Here is a 15,658-nt window from a genome sequence, read left to right as displayed (position 1 = left end):
GTTTAGCTCTTACTTGGGTTATCGACAATCGTTGAGTTCAACGTTTGTATAGTGATGGTGTAGCCTTGAATCAAATGCTTGAAAACAATGTCTCCAGAGAGCTTCGGCTCATTAGCTTTTGCTTGATACTCTATACGAATAATGGCTTGTTGGTCGTCGTCAAACACGGTTCTTGTATTGTCAGTATCGACTAGATGCCAACTTATGTTTTGCAAAGGCTGAGTCCAGGCTTCAGTCGGCCATAAGGTCAGCATCAAATTAAATAGCACCTGTTCAGGTTGTGGCAAAGTTGCGCCAAGCCCAGACAAAACCTGCGTATCAATCACTTGATTTTGATATTGCAGCGATAGGATGCGAGTACCCCAAGAAGAAAACCCCGCCAAAACCACTTTATCCGCTGTCACTTCGACTTGAACAGGAAGTTGCTGCGTATCGTCTTGCCATGTTGCGCTGATCAGTTGGCTCGCCGTAAATGAGTATCCCAGTTCAGCAGGCAGCGGCAAGGCTAGCTCGGTGTCTTTGTCGATTGCGACACTTGCACCTGTAGGCTGTTGAGACACCATCGAACAAGCGCTGAGTAATAAGCTCAATCCAACGGCTAGCGCTACCTTGATTGTTTTGTTCATCTAAAAGCCTCTCGAGAGTTTGATTTTTCCGCTGCTTGTTCGTTGTTGATTGCAAGTGGAGAAAGCAACCACGCGACGAAAATACCCGTTAGGACGGTAACACCGAAGCTATGAATGGCATGAGTCTGACTCAGTGACAATAAGCCAAATGAAAGTAGCGTCGTGAGGCCTGACAAAGTAATCGCCAATAGGGTACTCAGGGATTTCTTCTGCTCAGCAAAGAACAGGGTATAGTCGATACCAATTCCTAAAATTAGAATTAGTCCAAGCAGATTAAACAGATTCAGTGTCGAGCCTAAAATGCCCGTGACCGCTAAACCTGCGACTCCGGCAATCAATGAAGGCAACAGCATTAATAGGCTTTGCTTCACACCGTAGCGCCAACCTAAAACCATCCCAATAGCGGCCAAAGCTATCAATAATAGCTCGGTGATCTTGACTCTGTATTCCGCAAAGAGTGCGGAGATTTCATCGGCTTTATTAAGGTATTTAACACCTTGTTGCTGAGCAAAGCTTGAATCGAGCCATTGAGAGAACAGTGCTGAGTTTGTAACGTCTTTGATCAAAATGACTGACGCCGCTTGTCCATCGATAGGTTTTAACCAAAGTGGTCGAACAGGTTCTGACACCGGTGATTCTAAAAATCCAGATACCGTGATTGCTTCGAACTTAGGTAATTCTGGAAAGCTAGGCCAACCAAGCGTGTTCTGTAAGATATGGCTTTGCTGGCGATAGAGTTGTTCAACCAATTGATAGTTATCATGCTGGTCTTGTTTACTTAACAACTGTTGATTGATGCTGCGATATCCTGAGATACCTTGGCTATCGATTAAAGAGTCTAAGCTCGCGGTGATTTCTGCCAGTTTTTTGAGTAGCTTTTGATCGCTCTTAGCGGTCACCAGCAGCATATTTTGGCCACTGCCTAATCCTGATATATCAGTAATGGCTTGCTCTTGCTGTTTGAGTTGATCAGGCATCGCTTGAAGTTGGCGAATATCGTCGTCGTAGCGAATTTGACTGAGTGATATCAAGCTAACGACAGTCACTATTAATGGTAAGCCAATTCTAAACTTTTGGTTGCTCCAGAGACTTAACCAAGTATGCCAAAGCTTCGACAAGGGAAGCGGGCGTTCTTGGCTTGGTTTTGCAGCTAAAACTGGGTACCAACACACCACGCTGGCGTAAGCCGCAATAAGCCCAATCGACGAAAACAGAGCAAGTTGCTGTAAACCCGGGAAAGGTGCCACCAACAGACCTAGGTAGCCAATCAAGCTGGTGATCAGCCCCAAGGTGATCGCAACGATAATATGTTTCAACCCTTTGTCGCTTTGCCATTGGTTACCAGCCGCCAAACGGTCAGTCAGGTAATGAAAGGAGTAATCGATGGACACGCCAATTAAGCTGGCACCGAACACCAAACTAAATAGGTGAACCTTGCCGAAGATAGCGACGGTGCTTGCAAGAGCAACCAACAACCCAGTGCTGATGGAAAGCAAGGATAAGGCAAGTGGTAGGGCACTACGAAACGTCAACCACACCAATAAAATAACACCGGCTAATGAGCCCAAACCAATGGTACTGATTTCTGATTTCGCGCTTTCGGTGCCGTAATTTGCGTAGAACACCACACCGGTATGCTGCACTTTGACGCTAAACTGTTTTTCGACCTCGCGCTCAATTGAATCAAGATCAGGAAGTTGTTCTTGAATCGCCAAGCTATAAGGCGAGCCCGCCAGAGTCGCCGTGACCAAAATATGAGTTTGATCATTAGATTGAGCGGTGAGGTACCCCTCTTTCAGAACAAAGTTACTTGATTGAACGCCAACAGCACTGATGTAGTCGCGAAATAGTAGAAATGGGTCCATCGACAGTTCGGCTGCAGTGACGCCTGAGAACGGATTGTACAGAGACTGAATCACATATTGAGCTCGTGAATCAGGCGAGTGGGTCAGCGTCTCTTTTTGTTGTTGGGTAAGCAGTTGAGCTCGGTGACGAAAGTAGAAATCGCTCCATTGGCTTTGGGTGCTGGCGCTGATTTTGCCTTGAACTTGCTGAAACAGAGTTGGCTGACTTGAAAAAGCTCTTTGGTTGAGAGCTTTTTCAAAAGCGTCGGTCGCAATCATTGCTTGGTCGATGTCGGGGGCGCTGATGATAAACACTACTTGCTCGCTCATCGAGCTGGATATCTGCTGAAAGGCTTGCTCTACCATTGGGTCTTGCTGGTTTTCTGGTAGTAACTTTAGAATGTTGCTTTCAATCGGTACCGACGAAGAAAAAGCGAATTGTTTGATTAACAATCCGCTAAATAGTACTACGATAACAAGCCAAACAAGGGCCAGACTAGAGTTGGAATTGTTGCGCTTCAGCATCTGATAATACTTCCGGTAGATGGCTTAATTGGCTAAATTCGATCACCGTGCTGTCTCCACGAATCTCTCTCAACTCAATACGTTCAATATCATTTTTACCTTGCAGCGTAATGGCTTCAAACACCGCGTTCATCGGAGCACTTTTCGGCTTTAGAGTGAGTGTCCATCGTGTGTCTTGTGAACTTGCGTTTGCACTTTCATCAGTGTTTGTAGTGGTTGCAGGCTCAAAGTCGAGTGAGAATTGTTCTTGGAGTTTTTGCGTATCCCCGTGGAACACCGATAAGAATATATGGCTGAAATAAAACGCCATTGGGTTTTCTTTGTCGGTGATGATTTTAGCGGGTTGATCGGCAAACCTTTGGCTCAGTTTGTTATCGGTTAGCACCAAGCTAACAGGAAAGGGGGTAGTTTGTGTCCAAAGCAAACCATTCGACTTGTCTAACAGGAAAGTACCTTGTGATGTTAGAGGCTGGGCGAACATTTCCATGTTGCGCGTTTGGGTGAACTCACCACGCACTATGTTGTTTGCGCTTAATACTGTTTGCAGATCTGAAATAGAACCAACCGTAGCTGTACTTTCATTAGCAATAACAAAACTACTCGCCATCATTGAGGCAAGCCCTAGTAGTGCGATGCTGATGTGTTTGCGACTGCGTTTAAACAGACTCATGTTTCACCTGCTGCTGTGTGTTAGATACTTGAGGTTGGTCTGATTGTTGGTCGCTTGGTTGCTGCTCAGTTGATTGGGGTAAGCAGCCAAACTGGTGCCAGTACTCGACTTTATCTGTAAACACTTTCGGTGAAGCGAAGCACATCTCTTGTTCTTCAATGGTCACCGCAACCTGCATTGTGTGGGCGCGTGTCATGCGAACACCTGTGTTGGCATCGTGAATTTCGTAGTCAACACGCAGGCGGTTTTCCCATTCAGTCAACTTAGCCGATACCTTGATCTGATGATTGAACGGTATCGCCTTAATGTACTTTACACGCGTTTCGATGATCGGCCACATGTAGCCTGAGTCCTTCATCTCATGGTAGTTGTACTCAATCTTATCCATCATGATGCGCCTTACTTCTTCAAAAAATCGGAAGTAATTACCGTGATAGATCACGCCCATCGGATCGGCATCTTGGAATGAGGTAATCAGAGTCACCTCAGATTGTAATGGATGAAGGATTTCAGACATAAATCACTCTCAACAATATTGCGTAAAGGGTTGGCTACTTTATGAAGTTAGCTACTCTATGAGTAAAGTGACCAGTGCTGACTTTGAATACGAGCAATGAAGTGGCGTAGATCGCCTTCAAGTGGTCGATCTTCTACGATAAATTCAAACTCTTTAAGCACTTCGTCGCGAATATGCTTTAGGTTTTCACTCATGTGGTGCTCATCAAGCTCATTGTGGCGTTTACGAAGCTCAAGCGCTTGTGTACCCGCCAGAAGAGATGCTGCCGCAACTTGTTCAGTCAGTTCAAGAACACGTAGACAATCACGAGCCGCAATGGTGCCCATGCTGACTTTGTCTTGGTTGTGACACTCTGTTGAACGAGAGAACACGCTTGCTGGCATGGTGTGTTTCAATGCCTCTGCTGTCCAAGCTGAAACGCCAATCTGCACCGCCTTGAAGCCATGGTTGATTGGCTTACGTTCGCCTTCTGCGCCTGTTAGGTTAAATGGCAGACCGTTATTGAACTTGTAGTCCATCAACTGCGCCATTTGACGGTCAAGTAGGTCTGCAAGGTTGGCTACCGCTGTTTTTAGTGTATCCATTGCCATTGCGATATGGCCACCGTAGAAGTGTCCACCGTGCAGTACGCGCTCATTGTCGCCATCGATAATTGGGTTATCGTTAGCGCTGTTCAGCTCGTTCTCAATCATTTGGCGTAGCCAAGGTAGAGAGTCTTGAACCACACCAATAACATGTGGAGCACAACGCAGTGAATAACGATCTTGTAGGCGATCACTGTTGCGTGGCGGGCGATCGGCTTGCAGGTCATCGCGTAGCCATGCAGCAACTTGTTGTTGACCAGGGTGAGGTTTCACTGCGAACAAGGCTTCATCGAAGTGGAAATCGTTGCCTTGCATACCCACAGACACCATTGCCGTGATCTTAGTCGACAGCTGAGCTAGGTATTCTGCGCGCTTGTAGGCGATACAAGCCAGAGCCGTCATTACTGACGTGCCATTCATCAATGCTAAGCCTTCTTTTGGCTTAAGCTTGATAGGGTTAATCCCTAGCTCTTTGTAAACGTCACTAGTAGGGCGAACTTCACCTTTGTAGATAACATCGCGCTCACCAATCAGTGCTGCCGCTAAGTAAGACAGCGGCGTTAAATCGCCACTGGCACCCACCGATCCTTCTTGAGGAATACGTGGTGAGATATCTTGGTTGATCAGAGTAACGATCTGGTTGAGCAAATCATGAGTCACACCAGATACACCTTGTGACAATGAACAAAGGCGTGTTGCTAATACCGCACGAGATTGTTCGTGAGACAATATTTCTCCTAAACCACAGCCATGAAAGCGCGTTAGATGCAGTGGTAATTCATCAACAAGGTTTGGCGGAATCGCAACGGTACATGAGTCACCGTAGCCCGTTGTCACACCATAGATCACGCCTTCTTCTTTCAATAGGCGTTCTAAAAAAGCGACACCACGGTCGATTTTTGATGTGAATGCTTCACTTGAGTTCATCGAGGCTTTTGCGCCTTGTGAGATAGCGACAACGTCCTCGATCGTGAGGCGTTCGGCACCAAAGGTGATGCTATTTGGATTCTTTTTCGTCATGGTGCTTGCTCAATGTCCAAAAATTAAAAAAGTTGTACCACTGAAGCGGTGCTTTCAGTGTGTAGTGCTCAAGTCGGTCTGCGTATTTTTGCACGACTTGCTGTAAAGATTGTTCGCGATTTTTTCTGGGTAGTTCTATCTTGTCGCTAAAATGCTCGAAATAGACATTAAAATGCGGCTTAGATTGTGAGTCATCACGTAGCCCAAATAATAGAAATACTGGCGCTTTGAGAACAGAGGCTAACATAAATGGCCCTTGAGGGAAGGGCGCTTCCTTACCCAAGAACTCAGCCCATACTGAACGGCTCTCTTTGCTGGTGGAGGTTCTATCGCCAACAATTACAATCCACTCACCTTGTTCCAGTTTCTGTTGCAACAAGATAGCAGTATCAGGCCCCATTGAAGTTACCTGAATCAGGTTTAAATCAGACTGCGGGTTGACCGCTTTCATCACCGAATTAAAACGCTCAGCGTGCTCGGTAAAAACCAATGCATTGATTTTGATGTTCGAGTGTCTGCGACCCAAAGCTCGACACAGTTCGATGTTGCCAAGATGAGAACCTAGGATTAGCACACCTTGCTTATTTGCCACCATGCTCTCAAATTGTTCTTGACCATGAATGCTCAGGTTATCGACCGAAAAATCCCCTTTCCATGCAACCAACTTGTCTAGCATGGTATGGCCAAACGAGAGCAAATGGTTATAACTGGTTAATTCAGCGGGTAACTCAATATTCTGTTGTTCAGCGTATGCCTTAAGCTGAAATAGGTACTGTTCTGAGGCGTTTCGTGCACGTTTGCCCGTTAGGTGGTAGTAACGCATCACGCCGCGTAAAATCAGATTAAATACGCCTCGGCCTAACAAGGTATAAACGGCCAATAACAGTTTGATTCCCAGCACAGTGCCGCGTTCTTGAGTACGCGACCAATGGGGTTGTTCTGGACCTATTTGTTCGGAATTTACTTGTCTTGAATCTGCCGAGGAACCTTGGCTATTTTCAGCTGGCAAACTCTTAGCTGCAGATAAACTCTCGGCGGAATCTGATTTGAAATGACGAGCAATCAATTTTGGTGCTCTCGGCAGCATGCCGAAGAACAGTCTTGTGTGCATCCAACTGATTTTTACGTTGTCCCACAGTGCATCGAAATGAGAGATACCATTTTCTGGGTAGATAACACGCGTTTCAACGAAGTCGATATCGCAGCCTTCCCAATACAGGCGAACCAGAATCTCGATATCAAAGTCCATTCTCGAACCGACATCGTATTTATTCAGTACGGTTTGCGTCTTATCGATTGGATACGCTCTAAAGCCACACATGCTGTCTTTAATCGAGAGAGATAGGGTTTCTATCCATACCCAGATATGTGTCGCGTAGCGTCCGTAGAGCCTTGCCTTAGGTACGCTCTCGTCATAGACAGGCTGACCAGAGATAAGGTGCTGGGGCTTAGTTTGTGAAGCTTGGATTAATGCGGGTAGGGCGTCTAGGTCATGTTGCCCATCAGCATCAATCTGAATGGCATGACTAAAGCCGAGCTCTTGCGCTCGCTTAATGCCCGCTTTTACCGCGCCGCCTTTGCCTTGGTTGTGATCAAGTGTTACCAAAGTCACGCTTGGGCTATCGGCAAGTGGAGTCAGAAACTGTTTGGTCGCGAGTTCACTGCCATCATCAACAATAATGATCGGAAGTTTGAAATTAAGAAGTGATGAGACCACAGTTGGCATGGTTGCACCGTGGTTAAAGCACGGTATTAGGAAGCAAGCCTTGTAGTTGCTTTCTTCAAGTGCGTGTTGAGAAACAGCCTCAGCGCTATTCACTTTTCTCTCCCAGCTTCATTTTGCCTGAAGAGTGAATCTGTTCGCCGTTGTTTGAGGTGTAACTAAAGCTAAGTTTGTCTTTGTCAGCGTCCCACTTGAGTGACAACTGTATGGTCGAGTCTGGCAGGATCGGTTCTTGGAATTTGATGACTTCCATGCCTTTAAAAAAACCAGGGACACTCAGTTCTTGGACTGCGTAGTGAAGTGCCCAATCAATCTGTGTAACACCAGGAAGAATAGGAAAGCTCTTGAAGTGCCCCTTAAAATCGGTGATGTCTCCAGTAATATGGAGTGTCAGGGTCGATTCTTTCTCTGCAGTGTCAACAGCAATGATGTTTGGTTTTCTCTTATCCATAGCGTGTGCTTAGAATCCTTGGGCTGAAAATGGGTGTTGTGACAAAAATATAAAAAGACAGTCTCAGTGTAAAACACGATAAGCGATTTCTATGATTTTACGAGCTGCTCTATGTGAGAGGTTAACCGCTTACCTTGGCTGTTGAGTGGAATCTCATCAACAACACGATATTTTCTTGGGATGGCGATCGGTTCTAACCACTTTCTCAACTCTGAACGCAGCATCAACCAGAATTTACCTTTACTCATGGTTGCGAGTTTCGCTTGGCCTTGATCTGATAATACCAAAACCGACGCTAAGATTAAGCGCTCAGGTTCTTCAAATGGAATCACCACGCATTCACTGACCCAAAGGAGTTGCTCTAGTCGTTTTTCGACTTCAACCAGTGATACTCGTTTTTCTTCTATCTTGATCACTCGATCGGTTCGGCCTTTCAATATGAATTGATTGCTCGAGACCATTTCGCACTCATCGGCGGTTTGATACCAGTTGTTTTTGTCGATGTAGGGCGACAATAACTTAATGCAATTCTCACTGTTGAGACTAGCCTCAATACAGTCAAAAAGCTGCCAAGGTGTTTGAGCGCTCTGTTGCTGACGAAATGCGATACCGCCGGTTTCAGTGCTACCAAAAACCTCGATGGGGAAATGTCCTAACAAGTTAAGAGCTTGGTGAGCCGATTCGGTTGGTAAAGGGCCACCAGAAGAGAACACACCAGCTAGCTGTGCAGGTTTTGTCTCGTGTTTTAATCGCTTGAGTAGCGCAGGGCTACTGATCAGCACGCTCTGTTTGTTAGCGTGAGATAGGATTTGTTCAGGGTACTCAAGATTGTGTCGAGCAAATGGAACACCAGAACAAAGTGGCCATAAAATTCGGAACAACAGACCATAGATATGTTGGTGTGAGACCGTACTGTGGACTCTGTTGCCCTTAAGTAAATCGCCCCAGTTTTTGTCTAGCTGAGCGATTTCAATATCTAGGTGCTCTAAGGTTTTGTCTATAGCTTTGGGCGTACCACTTGAACCTGAAGTAAACAGGGTCAATTGGATGGCTGCCAAATCAATGGGCGTAAGATTATCGATTAGAGGTTGTTGTGCTTTGGGGTTTGAGTCCAATAAGTTTTGGATATTGCGAACGTTACTAACATCAACTTCACCAATCGAGTCATCAACTAACAGGCAGTCAAAATGTTCACTCAATTCGGCAAGTGCACAAGGTTGATAGTTACCCGGTAAGATGATGTGTTTTTTGCTGACAGCACATGCCAAAAAGGCCACCGAAAATAGGCAGCTGTCTTGGGTACAAATCGCGACTCGTTGAACAGGGAATGGAGATAAAAGGTGTACGAGTTGAGATAAGTCGTCGTTAAATGTTTGCCATGTAATCTCGCAATTGTCGTCAAAGCAAACAATAGAGTCAGGCGATCTATTTTGACTGAGAAGATCAGACAACGAAACATAGGTTACAGTTTGGGTCATAACAATTTAACTCTGGCGAATGCGCTGTCTAACTACCCACTCACCCGCAAAGAGTAACCCGGCAAACAAATAGCTGAGTAGGCCATTGTATAAGGTCCATATTTCAAGCGGTTGGAAGCAAGTGTAAAGTGCGATTGAGCCATTAATAACGAAGAACAGACACCAAATTTTGGTGACTTTTCGTGTGTAATCAACGCCACTTTGCGGAAGTTCAGGCTCTTGGATGCGAGCAAGGCGTTCGATAATTGTTTGAGGTTGCCATAGGCTTGTAGCAAATACAGCCAACATACAAACGTTAACGATAACGGGATAGTAGGTTAACCAACCATGTTGCTTGAACGTTAACCCTAATACCAACAGAACAATTCCGGCACTTCCACTGATCCAAGCTAAGTGTTTTAGCTCTTTGATTTTAGCCTGACCACCAGTGAAAATGCGTACAGTAAAGATAACGGCCAGAACAATGCCAACGGTTTGTAGACCAAACTTGTTGAGCCCAAAGTAAACCGCTATTGGATAAGTGAAAAGTATGATTGCCGACAATAAAGTCAGCAGAGGACGCATTATGCGTCCTTCAATAGTTCAACCACAGACTCTACAACGTCATTAACGGTGCGTACTGCTTTGAACTCTTCAGGTTTGATCTTTTTACCCGTTACGTTTTGTAGATGTACGACTAGATCAACGGCATCAATGCTGTCTAGGTCAAGATCGAGATAAAGGTGAGCTTCAGGAGTGATATCTTCAGCATCAAGCTCAAACAGCTCAATCAGCGCATCTTTAACCTGGTTGTATACTTCTTGTTGGTTAGCTTGTGTCATAAAGATCTGTCTAGTTGTTCGTTTGAGATGAGATGTAATTAGCTAGGTTTTCAACCGAAGCAAAGTGCTGGCGAGTGTTTGAATCGTCGGCATCGATAACAATGTTATATTTTTTCTTGATAGCAAGACCAAGCTCAAGGGCGTCGATAGAATCCAGTCCAAGTCCATCGCCAAATAGTGGAGCCTCTGTTTCAATTTCATCAATGCTCATATCTTCAAGGTTCAGTGCGTCGATGATCAGTTGTTTTAATTCGTTGTGTAATGTTTCCACTTTGGCCTACTTAGTGCTTTATCTGAAATACTGCTTCAAGGGGGCGATTCTACATTATGCGTTGTATTTTCGAAATGCTGATATCGCCGTCGTTTTATTGAAGAGCTAAATACTTTCTTCGGAAGGGAAAATACTTTGTGCAAGATGATGGTTAAGGCGTCTTGCTGCCGAAGTTAAGTTGTTCGAATTCTCAATAAATGGTGCGACTTCTATTTTACCTTTCACCGCGACATGAAAAAAGGGTTTCGTAACAGGAACTTGATACCATTTTTTCTCTTTCGTTAAGAATGTCGGAGAAACCGTAATGTGAATCACGCGTAAATCGGTTTGCGTTCGAGTGGCTATTTGTGCTGCACCACGTTGTAATGATGGTTCAATTCCTGGCGTTGTGCGAGTTCCTTCAGGAAAAACAAGCAACACGTTGCCACGTGAAAAACGTTCTTCACAGCGCTCTAAAAGGTCGTCAGGTGCTTGGTTAGGTATGTATCCCGCCGCTTTGACGATCCTTTTCATAAAAGGGTTTTCCCATATTGCAGCCTTAACGAGGCAATCGCATTGCGGCAGTTGAGAGGCGATCAGCACGTAGTCAATCAAACTTGGGTGATTGGCGATGATGATGCAGTTGCGATCTTCACGGAGCAGTTCGGCGCCATCAATTCGATAGTCAATAGCGCCAGTGAACTTCATTATTTGGCAAAAAGCATTGAATGAAAAGCGAATCAGTCGTTGAGCTTTAAGCTCTTTTTTAATGGTGTTAGATGTGGTGAGTGCGATCGACGGCAAGATCAAGAAGCTGAGAACTAAGCCTCCTAGACCAAAGATGGAGAAGCAAAGCCCTGTCGCGAATACTCGCCAATATTGATCGACCTTACTCATTCTTGAGTTCCAGTTTTTACGTTGTTGACCCACGACCAAGCTTGGTGCTTGCCTGCAATCGTCCAACGTTGGGTATCCAAAAGGATATGTTGTAGCGTTTGAAGGCCTTGTGGCAACTCGGATACTGATTGACTTGTTTCTACTGCTCTATAAATAGAGTAGTCATCGCCCGCAGTGAGAATTAAGCCTAACGCGTAATCTGCGTAGTTTTGCGTCTCATATTCCTGGTAGAGCTCTGGCAGAGGTTGGTCGAAATCAATGACTAAAACACGGTGCGATGGATGTTGGTAGAGGTAAAGGTACGCCTCAATCAATGCATTATGGAAGGTGTCTTGTCCGGCCGCTATTGAGGTCAGTGGAATTGGTGCTTTCGCGGCAATCGTTGTGAGGCCAGCAGCCGTGTTGTGTACTGATTGCGAGAATGCCATTGGCGAGGCATCATCACCTTCTAATATAGATTGAATTAAGATGGCGGTTCGGTGCAGTTCACCATGCCGACTGGCAAACACTAGGTAATCAATCGAGGTGTCTTTTAACAGAACCAATGCGGTTTGGACAGCAAGCTTGCTTTGTACGCTCATTCGGCGGCGCATCATTGGCGGGATGGCTTTAAATTCAGCTGTACCATTGTCTGGCCAAGCTAAATTAGCGCTCCATGTTTGCCATTCGGCATCAGAATTAAGACCGGCCGCATTTGCAGACCATTTCTCAATATTAAACGACATTAATTTGGATTGATTTGACATAGAGTATTGATTTGCTTTGGGTCTAACTAAATACTATGCGCGCTTATAAATAAACACAGGTAAGGGATTTAAATGAAATTACTAAAAATAGCCGTTTCAATATTGTTCATATTCGTTCTTGCAGGCTGCGGACGTGTACAGCCAGTAATGAATGTTGAGGATACTCCAGTTGCACTGAATCTTCAAAGTAAACAGGTGAAATCAGCTATTTATGAATCAGCTGAGAACCGAGGTTGGTTGGTTTCAGAGATAAAGCCTGGCTTGATCCGTGCAGAGCTGTATGTTCGCTCACACCATGCTGTGGTTGAAATTCCTTATAGTGACAAATTTTACTCTATTCTTTACGTTGAATCAGAGAATTTGAAGTATGACGATGGTGAAATACACCGTAATTACAACCGTTGGGTTAATAACTTAAACGTTGATATTAAACGTAAGCTTGCACAAATGGCAGCTGAGTAATCCTCTATTATTTAAAGTTAGGTTTTTCGTGTCGGAATATAAATTAGATCCATTCAACGCTTTAGAAGCAAAAACAGAAGCGCAGAAATTGTCTTTCGCTCCCATTGTTTTTCATACTGCCCGTACACTTCGTGATTTAGGTATCTTGCAATCGTTAGATGACGCGGGTATTAGTGGTTTACCTGCGGAGACTCTTTCGGAAATAACGGGCGTATCTGAGTACGGCGTAAAAGTTCTGCTCGATATGGCGTTAAGTGCTCATATTGTTATTTGGGACAAACCTAACTATAAAATGGCTAACCTTGGTTTCTACCTTCTGCACGATGGGATGACCAACGCGAACATGGACTTCACGGCTGATGTTTGTTACGCCGCGATGATGCATTTAACGGAAGCGATTGAAGAAGGCACACCTGCGGGCTTAAAAGAGCTAGGTGACTGGGAAACCATTTACCAAGGTTTGTCTCAATTGCCAGAAAAAGCAAAAGAGAGCTGGTTTAAGTTTGATCATTTCTATTCAGACCGTTCGTTCTCTGTTTTGCTTGAGAAGGTCTTCAGCAAGAAACCTAAGTCGCTGGTGGATATCGGCGGTAATACGGGTAAATGGGCGATGCAGTGCTGCAACCACGACTCAGATGTTGATATAACGATTGTAGATTTGCCACAGCAACTAGAAATGGCAATGGCAAACGCGACACTACATGGCCATCAAGACCGAGTAACGCCATTCCCAGCCAACATGCTCGACAAACAACAAGTGTTGCCGACGGGTGCGGATGTGTGGTGGATGAGCCAGTTCCTTGACTGCTTCTCGCCAATGGAAATTCTAAGCATATTAAAACGAGTTCGCTCTCATATGTCAGAAGAGGCGACTGTCTATATCCTGGAACTGTTTTGGGATGCACAGAAATACGATGCGGCGTCTTATAGTTTAAATGCGACTTCTCTTTACTTTACTTGTTTGGCCAACGGTAACAGCCGTTTTTACCGCAGTGAAGATTTCTTAGAAATCGTTGAGGAAGCTGGCTTTGAAGTGGTGACTCGTACCGACGATATCGGCCTCGGTCACACACTGCTTGAATTGAAAGCTAGCGCGCAATAAAAATAACAAATATGGCTTAAATAAATGAAGAAAATATCAACTCAAGTGGTGATCATCGGAGCTGGACCATCAGGGTCTGTTGCCGCGTCTTTGCTTCACAAGAAAGGCATCGATGTTCGAGTGATTGAAAAGAGTCTTTTTCCTCGCTTTTCTATTGGCGAAAGCCTGTTACCTGCTTGTATGGAAGTGATTGAACAAGCCGGTATGAGCAAAGCAGTAGCTGAAGCTAACTTCCAATTTAAAGATGGCGCGGCTTTCCGTAAAAATGACGTTTATACGGCGTTCAATTTTGAAGATAAGTTCTCTTCTGGACCGGGAACCACGTTTCAAGTTCAACGAGGCGCCTTTGATAAGGTGTTAGCCGATGCTGCTGAAGCACAAGGTATTACCATTGATTATCAACATGAGTTGATGGGCATTGATTTCACCGAAGGCAGCACGACTTTAGATGTCCAAGTTCTTGATGGAGAGCGTTATCAGCTCGAAGCTCAGTACGTTTTGGATGGCAGTGGCTTTGGCCGAGTACTGCCTAAAATGCTTAACTTGGAAGAGCCGTCATCGCTTCCTCCACGCAAAGCTATTTTCACGCACATTAACGATCATATTTCAGCAGCAGATACTGAACTAGAATATGACCGCAATAAAATTCTCATATCAGTGCATCCATCTAATCCTGATGTTTGGTACTGGTTAATTCCGTTTAGCAACGGCGTCTCATCATTTGGTGTCGTCGGTGAGCCTAAGTTCTTCGAGTCATACCCGGAAGATAAGATTGCCGCTCTTAAGCAATTAGCAACCGAAGAGCCTGGATTAGCTGAAATTTTAGCAAATGCCGAATACCCAAACCCTGCAGGTGAAATAGGTGGCTATTCTGCCAACGTAAAGCACCTTGCAACGGATAAGTATGCGCTGCTGGGTAATGCCGGTGAGTTTCTTGACCCTGTATTTTCATCAGGCGTTACGATTGCGATGAAGTCGGCCCAGTTTGCCGTAGAGTGTGTGGAAAAGCAGCTTAATGGTGAGAACGTCGATTGGGAGCGCGATTATGCGGCTCCGTTGATGGTGGGCGTAAACACTTTTAGAACGTATGTTGAGGGGTGGTACTCAGGTACTTTGCAGGATGTGATTTTCTATCAAGATCCAAACCTGAAGATTAAGCAAATGGTATGCTCGATTTTAGCTGGTTACGCATGGGATCAAACTAATCCGTACGTGAAAGAATCGCAGCGTCGATTGGCGACACTGGCAGAGATATGCCGAAGCTAGGTAGTCTATTCAGTGTGTGAGAGTATCTTCAAGCGCTAAGGTGACTAACCTACAAACAAAAACAGCCGCAAATGCGGCTGTTTTTGTTTCTGAAAATATGGGATTTCAATTCAATCGAGTGAAGACTACTTCAAGTCGATGCTGTTCAGTCGTCCCATAAATATCAACAGATCAATCACATCTTTATGGGCATCAAGCAGGGCGCGTTTGGTTTGGCTATAAGCGGCAAGTCGTCCATGCTTTCTGATTGAGCACACTTTGGTTTTGTATTTGTAGTCGCCGTTATCTGAGAATACACGCCACTTAGCGATGTAGCATTCGTCGCGGTGTTCAGGATCAGTCTGGGTAGGATTAGGCTTGAATACAATTTTTGGCTCTAAACTATGAGGTAGGCGCGTCATCAGATAGGGCTCTTTGAGGACTTTGGGCCAAAACTTGCCCCAAAGCTGTCTGCCCAGTTCGTCTCGTAACTTGATGGTTTTCTTTAGTGCTTTGTCTTCACCCATACGAACAAAACCGACAGAACGATGTAACACCGTATCTTCGGGAGTATGGATGTGGATTTTAAAAGCGGTTTGGCCTTTCGATATAAATCGATAACCGGTCGCACCAATTAGATTATTCTGGCTCATAGTTTGCTAAATGATGATTATGTTATTAATAAGGTTACGACAAA

At 45.0% G+C, this 15,658-nt stretch carries 17 protein-coding genes; 3 read left to right on the top strand and 14 right to left on the bottom strand.

What is annotated here, in order from left to right; genetic code table 11:
- Nucleotides 1-2: 2 nt before the first annotated feature.
- From AC3CHU_RS12135 to AC3CHU_RS12075, 13 genes are all read right to left on the bottom strand, one after another.
- Entirely contained in the window at nt 3-626 is a 624-nt protein-coding gene (locus AC3CHU_RS12135; protein ID WP_488524626.1) for a DUF3261 domain-containing protein, read from the bottom strand.
- Nucleotides 623-2,995: an MMPL family transporter gene (locus tag AC3CHU_RS12130; protein ID WP_488524625.1), complete on the bottom strand. Its 2,373-nt coding sequence runs from the start codon at nt 2,993-2,995 to the stop codon at nt 623-625. Before AC3CHU_RS12130 ends, AC3CHU_RS12135 begins: the two co-directional genes overlap by 4 nt.
- Entirely contained in the window at nt 2,967-3,665 is a 699-nt protein-coding gene (locus AC3CHU_RS12125; RefSeq protein WP_102456943.1) for a LolA family protein, read from the bottom strand. The genes AC3CHU_RS12130 and AC3CHU_RS12125 overlap by 29 nt, the downstream gene beginning before the upstream one ends.
- Nucleotides 3,652-4,182, bottom strand: a complete 531-nt coding sequence (locus AC3CHU_RS12120; protein WP_488524624.1) for an acyl-CoA thioesterase — start codon at nt 4,180-4,182, stop codon at nt 3,652-3,654. The genes AC3CHU_RS12125 and AC3CHU_RS12120 overlap by 14 nt, the downstream gene beginning before the upstream one ends.
- A gap of 56 nt (nt 4,183-4,238) precedes the next feature.
- Nucleotides 4,239-5,786 (bottom strand): HAL/PAL/TAL family ammonia-lyase, encoded by a 1,548-nt coding sequence (locus AC3CHU_RS12115; RefSeq protein WP_065104919.1) that lies wholly within the window; start codon nt 5,784-5,786, stop codon nt 4,239-4,241.
- Nucleotides 5,764-7,605 (bottom strand): glycosyltransferase family 2 protein, encoded by a 1,842-nt coding sequence (locus AC3CHU_RS12110; protein WP_488524623.1) that lies wholly within the window; start codon nt 7,603-7,605, stop codon nt 5,764-5,766. Before AC3CHU_RS12110 ends, AC3CHU_RS12115 begins: the two co-directional genes overlap by 23 nt.
- Nucleotides 7,598-7,960, bottom strand: coding sequence for an ApeI family dehydratase (locus tag AC3CHU_RS12105; protein WP_474355761.1), 363 nt, complete (start codon nt 7,958-7,960; stop codon nt 7,598-7,600). The genes AC3CHU_RS12110 and AC3CHU_RS12105 overlap by 8 nt, the downstream gene beginning before the upstream one ends.
- 89 nt (nt 7,961-8,049) lie before the next feature.
- The gene (locus AC3CHU_RS12100) at nt 8,050-9,438 is read right to left on the bottom strand and encodes an AMP-binding protein (protein ID WP_488524622.1); all 1,389 of its coding nucleotides are present in this window, start codon (nt 9,436-9,438) and stop codon (nt 8,050-8,052) included.
- Nucleotides 9,439-9,444: 6 nt separating this feature from the next.
- Nucleotides 9,445-10,002: a COG4648 family protein gene (locus tag AC3CHU_RS12095; protein WP_488524621.1), complete on the bottom strand. Its 558-nt coding sequence runs from the start codon at nt 10,000-10,002 to the stop codon at nt 9,445-9,447.
- Nucleotides 10,002-10,259: an acyl carrier protein gene (locus AC3CHU_RS12090; protein ID WP_004739745.1), complete on the bottom strand. Its 258-nt coding sequence runs from the start codon at nt 10,257-10,259 to the stop codon at nt 10,002-10,004. The genes AC3CHU_RS12095 and AC3CHU_RS12090 overlap by 1 nt, the downstream gene beginning before the upstream one ends.
- A gap of 10 nt (nt 10,260-10,269) precedes the next feature.
- Nucleotides 10,270-10,530: a phosphopantetheine-binding protein gene (locus AC3CHU_RS12085; RefSeq protein ID WP_004736154.1), complete on the bottom strand. Its 261-nt coding sequence runs from the start codon at nt 10,528-10,530 to the stop codon at nt 10,270-10,272.
- Between the two features lie 105 nt (nt 10,531-10,635).
- Complete coding sequence (locus AC3CHU_RS12080) at nt 10,636-11,406, bottom strand: lysophospholipid acyltransferase family protein (protein WP_016794547.1); 771 nt, start codon at nt 11,404-11,406, stop codon at nt 10,636-10,638.
- Entirely contained in the window at nt 11,403-12,131 is a 729-nt protein-coding gene (locus AC3CHU_RS12075; protein WP_016767046.1) for a beta-ketoacyl synthase chain length factor, read from the bottom strand. Before AC3CHU_RS12075 ends, AC3CHU_RS12080 begins: the two co-directional genes overlap by 4 nt.
- Nucleotides 12,132-12,224: 93 nt before the next feature.
- Here AC3CHU_RS12075 and AC3CHU_RS12070 point away from each other — a divergent pair, with 93 nt between their 5' ends.
- Genes AC3CHU_RS12070 through AC3CHU_RS12060 form a run of 3 tightly spaced genes read left to right on the top strand, consistent with a single transcriptional unit; the run spans nt 12,225 to nt 14,982 of the window.
- Nucleotides 12,225-12,614 (top strand): hypothetical protein, encoded by a 390-nt coding sequence (locus AC3CHU_RS12070; protein ID WP_010439254.1) that lies wholly within the window; start codon nt 12,225-12,227, stop codon nt 12,612-12,614.
- A 28-nt stretch (nt 12,615-12,642) separates the two neighbouring features.
- The gene (locus AC3CHU_RS12065; protein WP_102363251.1) at nt 12,643-13,716 is read left to right on the top strand and encodes a methyltransferase; all 1,074 of its coding nucleotides are present in this window, start codon (nt 12,643-12,645) and stop codon (nt 13,714-13,716) included.
- A gap of 24 nt (nt 13,717-13,740) precedes the next feature.
- Nucleotides 13,741-14,982, top strand: coding sequence for an NAD(P)/FAD-dependent oxidoreductase (locus tag AC3CHU_RS12060; protein WP_488524620.1), 1,242 nt, complete (start codon nt 13,741-13,743; stop codon nt 14,980-14,982).
- A 125-nt stretch (nt 14,983-15,107) separates the two neighbouring features.
- Here AC3CHU_RS12060 and AC3CHU_RS12055 read toward each other — a convergent pair whose 3' ends face one another.
- On the bottom strand, nt 15,108-15,614 hold the full coding sequence (locus tag AC3CHU_RS12055; protein ID WP_488524619.1) for a Fe3+-citrate ABC transporter substrate-binding protein: 507 nt from the start codon (nt 15,612-15,614) through the stop codon (nt 15,108-15,110).
- Nucleotides 15,615-15,658: the final 44 nt, after the last annotated feature.

The sequence above is a fragment of the Vibrio sp. QJM3NY_39 genome (genome assembly GCF_057785895.1).
The sequence above is the reverse complement of the archived record's forward strand: the minus strand, read 5'-3'. Positions and strand labels throughout refer to the sequence as shown.